Here is a 7,143-nt window from a genome sequence, read left to right as displayed (position 1 = left end):
CCTACCGGCGAACTGGCCATGGGCCGGCGCGTTCCGCACCGCCCTGAACAGCATCAACGCCCTCCCGATGCGCGACTAAGCAGCGAAACCCTGCCCGTCGACGACCGGAAAGACCCTGGAGAGGCCGGCAGACCGGCAGAGCCGTCACGCCCCAACTCCGATTCTGAAACTGTCCAGCCTCCAGCCCAGACCCTATCGATCACCACCTCGGTCGAACGGTGCATCCGGGCTAAGGCGTTGCGCACCGTCTGCACCGCGCGACCGCGGACGCGGCCGAGGTCCGGGTCGCGGAGTTCGAGACCGGGTGTGGTGAGCGCGGCGTTCCACTGAAGGTGCTCTACCCGGCTATCCGCATCCCGATCGCGAACCGCACCAACGTGACTGGGCGGGCCACCGGACGGAAGCCTGCGTTAACGTGCTGGCCCTGTTCTACGGCGAGCGCATCAGCCCCGGCTGAAGAAGCGGCCACCGCCCACACGATCTTCCGGACAGACCCTCGGCGTCGCTGGCTATCGGATCTGCGGCGTCGGCTGGCCGTGACCGGCGCCGAGCCTGTAGCCGAGGTCGTCGACCGGGGGCATTGCGGCGCGGATCGCGGCGGAGCCCGCGCGCCGTTGTTTCCGGTCGAGGTGTTCGGAGACGTCGAGGGTGCTGGTCCGGATCGGTGGCAGCGAGCGGTGAGTCAGCAGGACTTGCCGCGGTCGAGGCTGCGGATGTCGCCGGCCGGTGGGACGACAACGGGGTGTCGCGGCGTCCTCCGTGGCCCACCAGCCGGCGTAGGGCTGCACGGGGTGCGCTGCCCGGCTAATTGGTATAGGCGAAGGCGTCGACGGCTACGTTGGGACGCCCGCTGGTGCCCACCACCCGGAGCTTCACGGTGTGGGTGCTCGCGGCGCCGGTGAAGGTGTGCGTGTCGAGCACCTGGCGGACCTGTAGGGCCGGGGCGTGGGTGTCGATCGGGGGTGACCAGGGCCCGCCGTCGTAGGCGATCTGGAACTCCCCGGTGTCGGGGCCGCGATCGCCGACGATCGTGATCGCAGTTCCGGTCGCGCTGAAAGTGACCGTGGAGTCGGTGATCCCGCTGACGTGCACGGCCTCGAAGTACCGGTCTGGCGCGGACAGCACGATCCAGGTGCCGGTGTAGGCCACGCCGGGGGAAGCATCGTCATAGGGGACCACGGTCATCGCGGTGCCCGGTGCACTCGTCCGACCGGCCGGGTCGGTCGCGACCACCTCGAACCGGAAGGTCTGCCCGGGAGCCCCCGCCACGTTTCCCACGGTGGTCGTCACGTTCTCGAGATAAGCCGTGAACGGACCGCCGTCCTCGCTTCTGCGGATGGTGTATGTGGTTCCTGCTGGTGCTCCGGTGGAGGCCCAGGAAATCTGGAAAACCGACGTCGACATGTCCGTGGACAGGGCGGGCGCGGTGACGATCGGGGCGGCGGGCGGGGTGCGGCTGAGGTAGACCGCTCCGGTGAGCGCGGTGCTGCCCTTCGGGGAGCTCAGCGGTTGGCCGTCAGCGGAACCGGTGAGCGTCCAGGTATAGGTCCCCTGCGGCAGATCCGCACCGAAACCGTCGGTGCCGTCCCACCCGCCGGCCAGGGTGATCTCACCGAAGGAGCTGACGCCGCTGAATACGCGCACCACCGCCCCGCTGGCTCCGCCCGCGCGCAGCTGCACGGTCCAGGTCACGTCGCGACTGGTGTAGAAGTGCGGCTGCCAGCGAGCGGTCCCGGCAGCATCGAGGGCATATCCCGCAGGTGCCGCGGCCGTGACCAGCAGGGGCGCGGACAGCGCGTACCCGGGCAGATAGGTTCGGATGTCGGCGACCACGCCGCGCCGGTCCGCGCCGGGCACCCAACCCACGCGGTAGCCGTCCACGGCCGGCCCGATGAGCGTGGTCTGATCGGCCAGGATCGCGGTGGTGCCAGCGCGCAGGTCGTAGGCGCTGGTCCGGTCGGAGATGTCGTGGGTGACCAGCAGACCGTCGGACAGCCGGGAGATCTGGGCGGTCGCCGCGTTGGGGTAGGGGGCCATCGTTCCGGCCGTGGCGGAGGTCGCCGTCCAGACACCACTGACGAGCACGTTGGAGGGGCTGTAGAAGTAGTAGGCGAGCTGGGGGCCCCACATCGCGAGATCGACGCGCTCCTCGTGGATCGGTCCGGCGGCGGGGTCGGCCGGTAGCAGGGTCGCGACCGTCCCGGTCACGAGGTCGGTGCGCCGTAGCTCGGCATCATTGATCCCTAAAGTGAGCAGGTAATCGCCCCACAGTCGCAGGTACACGTCGCCGGGGGCCGGTGATAGGCCGCCGGTCAGCAGGTCGAGCAGATGGTTCGTCCGGTTCCCCGCGAGGATCAGGGCGCGGTGGCCCGAGACCTGGATGGCGTAGGGCTTGTCGGCCGGTTGCAGGGTGACGGTGTCGAGGACTCCTCCCGGCCGCCCGAACAGCACGTCGGTCTGGGCGGGGTCGGTGCCGTTGGGGCAGGCGAAGACCACGAACGCGCCCCCCAGCCCGGACGGGTTGAGATTGTTGGCGAGATCGACGGTGGCCGGCAGGGGCGTGGTCGTCGCTGTCGTCACCATGAGTTCGGCGCCGAGCGTGGGCAGCGTGGAGACGTCGCGCAGGAAAAGCGGGATGGTGGAACTGCTGTCGTCGCTGTAGAGCACGCGGTTGAGCGACAGCTCCAGGCTCTGGGTCGTGGCGTCCCGGGGGCCGAGCACGCCGACCAGGGTGCCGGTGGTGGCGCCCCCGGCCAGGCGGTAGAGGCCCGGGGTCGGGGCCGTGGCGTCGTAGATGAGGAAGTCGTCGGTGTTCTCGTACCGCGACAGCGACCGGTTGGTCAGCGCGCGCGGGTAGGGCACGGAGACGCCGCCGGCGACCGTGCGGGTCGTCAGCCGCAGCGCGCCACCGGGCTCTTGGACGAGCCAGGCGGTCGCGGTGTCGGTGATCTCGAAGCTCTGCAGGTAGTCGGGCGTGGTGAAACGCTCTGACGGGGCGCTGAGGTTCGCCCGCAGGTACCGGCTGATCACCGTGTCCGGAGGTGCGTAGCGCTGCGCGCCCACGTACTGGGGGGAGATCGCCACGTCGTTGGCGAAGGCGGGCAGGGCGCCGTCACGCAGGGCCGTCATCCCTCCTGCCACCGCCCAGGCCAGGTAGAAGATCTGAGCGTCGGCGGCGAGGACCCCGGCCAGGGGTGCGTCCACCGCCTTCGCCGTCATCCCATCGGGGCTGGGATCGAAGGGCAGCGTCCCGAACGTGTCGTCGGGCCCGACCAGCATCCTGGCGCGGACGGACCGACTGCCATCGGTGTCGTACACGAGGACGCTGTTGCCGCCGTTCGTCAGATACACCTCCGTCGCCGTCAGGGGGATCGACGTTCGCTGAGCGGGCGAGCACGCCCCCACCCGGCACCACACCACGCTCGCGATGTCCCCGACGTGCGCGCCGGGCTGCGGAATCGTGATGATGTCCCTGACGATCAGCGGAGTCTTGCCGATCCGACGGCTGACGTCGGGCCCCAGGTCCACCTCGGCCGCGCCCGACGACAGCGGAGCCGGACGGGAGAACAGCCGATCCCCGCCCTTACGGTCGCTGAGGTACAACGTGCCGAACTGCGAGGACGACAGGCCGTACACATGGGACACCCGAAAGCTGGTGCGGGCGTGGAGCGTCACCGGTCCGCTGGGCACGCCGGCGTTCACCCGGCCGACCCTCCGGCTGGTGACGCGGCGTGTGAGCGCAGCGGCCTTGCCCAGAAGCGAGAGATGCAGAAACGTCGGAGCCTCCCGGCGTCGTGGCCCGCGGAACGGTCGGGTCATCGGGGATCAGGTCCGGGGGATCATGTCCAGAGGTAGGTGGCCGTCACCCAGGCGTTGTCGGTCAGGCCGAGACCGTCCCAGAACGTGCCGTCCGCGAGATCGATGCCGGCCGGGTTTTTCACGTTCTTCCCCTTCCCGTTCTTGCCGCCGTTGTAGCCGTCCTGATAGGCGGCCTGCGCCTCCGGCTTGCCCTGCGGGAGGTTCGTCCAGCTCTGCCTTACGGCAGGCGGGTTCCAGTAATCGTCGGTCGTGTTCCACGGGCCGACGTCCCATACCGGCGCGGTCTCGCACCGGCCGTTGTCCGCGCAGACCTTGACGCTGTACGTCGTGGTGCCCTTCGGGGACAACGCACGCCGTGAGGGCAGCGCCACGAAGTGATCACGCGGCGTGATGACATGCCCGTTGGCTGTCGTGCCGCCGACCGCGCCCTCGCGGGTAGCGAAGACCCGGAAGGACAGCGGAGTAGCTGACCGGGGCAGCCGAGCATCGGGTCGTCCGCCGGAGCGGCGTAGCCGCACGCCGACGACGAGCAGTGCCGCCAGCGCCGCCAGCGCCGCCACGACAAGCGCCGCGGTCATGAGGGGCCGGCGGAGCATGTCGTCGATGCGCTGACGAGCACCCCCGTGGCTGGCCGAGGGGTCCGGTGTGGCCGGGTCGTCGTCGAGATTCCAAGTCATGCTGCGCACCTCCAGGCCTCGTCCCAGAAAGTCACCGCACGCTCCTACATTTCGTAGAAGACAACGTCCGCTCCCGCCGGCAAGAACGGGACGTGCGGCCTCACAGAACCCGGCGAGCGTGCTCTTCGTTCGTTGATGTGCTGGCGCCCGGACCTATGGCCTCGTGGCGATGCAGCCGATGGGGTCAGGGGACCACGCTGTAGCCCTGGTGCCAAGCATTAGTGCTCAGCCGCCGCGTCAAGTACGTACAACTACGCACCAAGGCGGCCGCCGTCGCCGCGTGCTCGTGGCCCCGACCTGTGTGAAGGCTTCCTCGAGTTCGGCGAGGTGGTCGACCGTGCGGGCGGTGGCCGCGACGGTGCGCCCCGCGCGGAGTGCGGCCAGACAGATCTGTCGACCGAGTCCGCGGGATTTGCGTGTCCGGAACCGGTGAGTCGCCTATTGCTGCGCAACCCACCGGGTCCGAGGGTTCAACGGTCTCGACAGAATTCCCCGTTGTCCACCAAGGGGGCCTTGATGGAGTCGGCCCACTTGATGTAAGTCATCTTAAGGCACGCGTTCTGATTGACTGCTTGCTCCACTTTCTTCTTCATTGCCCACTCGCCCGCCTGGATGGCGAACTCCGCGGTCTTGCAGACCGGTGAGTTCTCACCTCCGCCGATCGTGCAGGCGGTTGATGCCAGCAGATCGGACGGATTGGCGTCGGAGTTGAACAGCTCCAACATCTGCTTCGTTGCTTCACGGGAGACGTAGTAGTCGCAAACCACCCCACCCCAGCCGTGACAACGCGTGACCATGCCCGGCTCGGTGCCCGGATCGTCCGGTGGGTCACTCACGGGGGGCTGCTCGACGACCTGTGGCAGCGAGGCGAGGATCATGTCGGCCGTGGCTCCACCCACGTTCCCGTCCGCCGGTAGCCCGTGTCGGCCCTGGAAGTCCAGAACTGCAATGCGGGTCGAGGGGCCGAACATGCCGTTCTCCTGGAGACCGTAGCCGCTGTTGATGTTGTTGAGGTAGGGCTAGAGCTGTTGGACGCGTGTCGTAGGGGAGTACGTCGGTGGTGGCCTGCAGGTGGTGGCCCCGCTCGTGGGCCACGACGAACACCGCGGCCGCGTCGCCGAACTTGTCGTATTAGTCCCAGAGGGCTTCCTCACCTGCAGCTGGAACCCGACTTCGAGACGGTGACCTGGGACCTCGCCGACTTCGACACGGCCCTTGCGATCGGCGGAGCGACGCTGCCGGTCGAGTCCTACTTCGTCTACGGAACCCCCCGGGAACGCCGGGCAGGAGAAGCTGCTCCAGCCCTGGTTGGGACGGTAGGGCGGGACCGCGTCGTCCGGGCGGCCGCCGTCCAGCCAGTGCCAGGGCGACGAGGGTGAGGTGCTCCCGCGGCCGCCAGGCGGCGGGCGGTGTCGCAGTGGATCGCGATCCGGTGGTGGGGCGGACCTGCTCGACGGGCGACTGGCGCACGAGGTCGCGCCGGAAGCGGTAGCGGGCCCCGGCGACGACCAGCGCGCCTGCACCGAGTGCCGCGGCGAGCAGGGCGAACGCCTCGGGCCCCGGTCAGTGACGGCACGTCGACGGGGCCCGGGTCGCCACCGCCGGGGACGTCGGGGATTGGCGGGCGGGTCATGCCGATCCCTCGCGGCGCCGGAGAGCGGCGGCGAGGCCGTGGACCGCGGAGCGCTCGACACGGCCGGCGGCGTGGACGTACCGCATCGTCGTGGTGATGACGGAGTGGCCGAGCATCTCCTGGACCTGCTCGACGGGCGCGCCCTGGCCATCGGGGCCGCCGTGCAGAATCGCGAGGGTCGCCGCGGTGTGCCGCAGCATGTGTGGGGTCAGCGGCGGCAGGCCAGCTCCCCGGGCGAGCCTGGCGAGCGAGCGGGCGATCTCCTGGCGGGGCATCGGCCCGCCCCGCTGACTCATGAGGAGCGGTCCGGTCCGGCCGGCGAGGTGCACGCGGATCGCGGCGAGCCCCGCGCCGAGAGCGCCTGCATCCACAGCGCACCGGGCAGCTTGTCCACGCTCAACGTCCCAGCCGGGTCGAAGGCGCCGCACGCGAAGTTGTGTCAGCTCGACGCCATGCTCTGCACGGCGGCCGCGTAGTATGGCTCGAGCGGGAGCTCCCCGATCGCCCAGTCGTAGGTCACGCTGGCTCCTGCCACTACCGCGGCGGCCGCGACCGACGGCCACCGGGAGGGCCGCGGACGCGAACCGCCTGGTGCGCACCGAGCAGGGGCCGCCCCCGGATCCGATACGGAGCCGTCCGTGATCACCACGACAACAAGATGCAGAGCGCAAACCGCTCGTCCTGGTCGGGCTACCCGGGAGCGAGAAAGCCGCCGCCCTGCCCCCACGTGACCCGCTCGACATCGCGGTGTGACCTGGTGCGATGCCAGCAGGAGGACAAAGATGGCCCCCTCGCCGCGGTGGCGAGGGGGCCATCCTCTTGTGCGTGCCCGGCCGGGTTTGTGACTACCTCGGTGGCCGGGCACGGTCAGCGAGGGAGGGGTTGGCCGGGGCTAGTTCACCCAGGAGACCTTGTCGGTGAACGGGCCGCCCTCGTAGGACAGTGTGTAGCTGCCGGACTGGGCGTCCTTGGCGTCGAAGCAGACCTGGCCGGAGGTCGTCCCACCCGGCGCGA

The 7,143-nt window shown here is 69.8% G+C and carries 3 protein-coding genes and 1 pseudogene; all 4 read right to left on the bottom strand.

Annotation, left to right across the window (positions count from 1 at the left end; all coding sequences use genetic code 11):
* Positions 1-804: 804 nt before the first annotated feature.
* Entirely contained in the window at positions 805-3,702 is a 2,898-nt protein-coding gene (locus JWP64_RS30045) for a hypothetical protein (protein ID WP_297503666.1), read from the bottom strand.
* 140 nt (positions 3,703-3,842) lie between these two features.
* Positions 3,843-4,289, bottom strand: a pseudogene (locus JWP64_RS30040) (hypothetical protein); the annotation flags it as partial.
* 677 nt (positions 4,290-4,966) lie between these two features.
* On the bottom strand, positions 4,967-5,500 hold the full coding sequence (locus tag JWP64_RS30035; protein WP_297503668.1) for a peptidoglycan-binding domain-containing protein: 534 nt from the start codon (positions 5,498-5,500) through the stop codon (positions 4,967-4,969).
* Positions 5,501-6,125: 625 nt separating this feature from the next.
* Positions 6,126-6,500, bottom strand: a complete 375-nt coding sequence (locus JWP64_RS30030; RefSeq protein ID WP_297503664.1) for a tyrosine-type recombinase/integrase — start codon at positions 6,498-6,500, stop codon at positions 6,126-6,128.
* Positions 6,501-7,143: the final 643 nt, after the last annotated feature.

The sequence above is a fragment of the Pseudonocardia sp. genome (assembly GCF_025465255.1).
GTDB lineage: Bacteria > Actinomycetota > Actinomycetes > Mycobacteriales > Pseudonocardiaceae > Pseudonocardia.
This window is presented reverse-complemented; position numbering and strand designations above follow the sequence as displayed.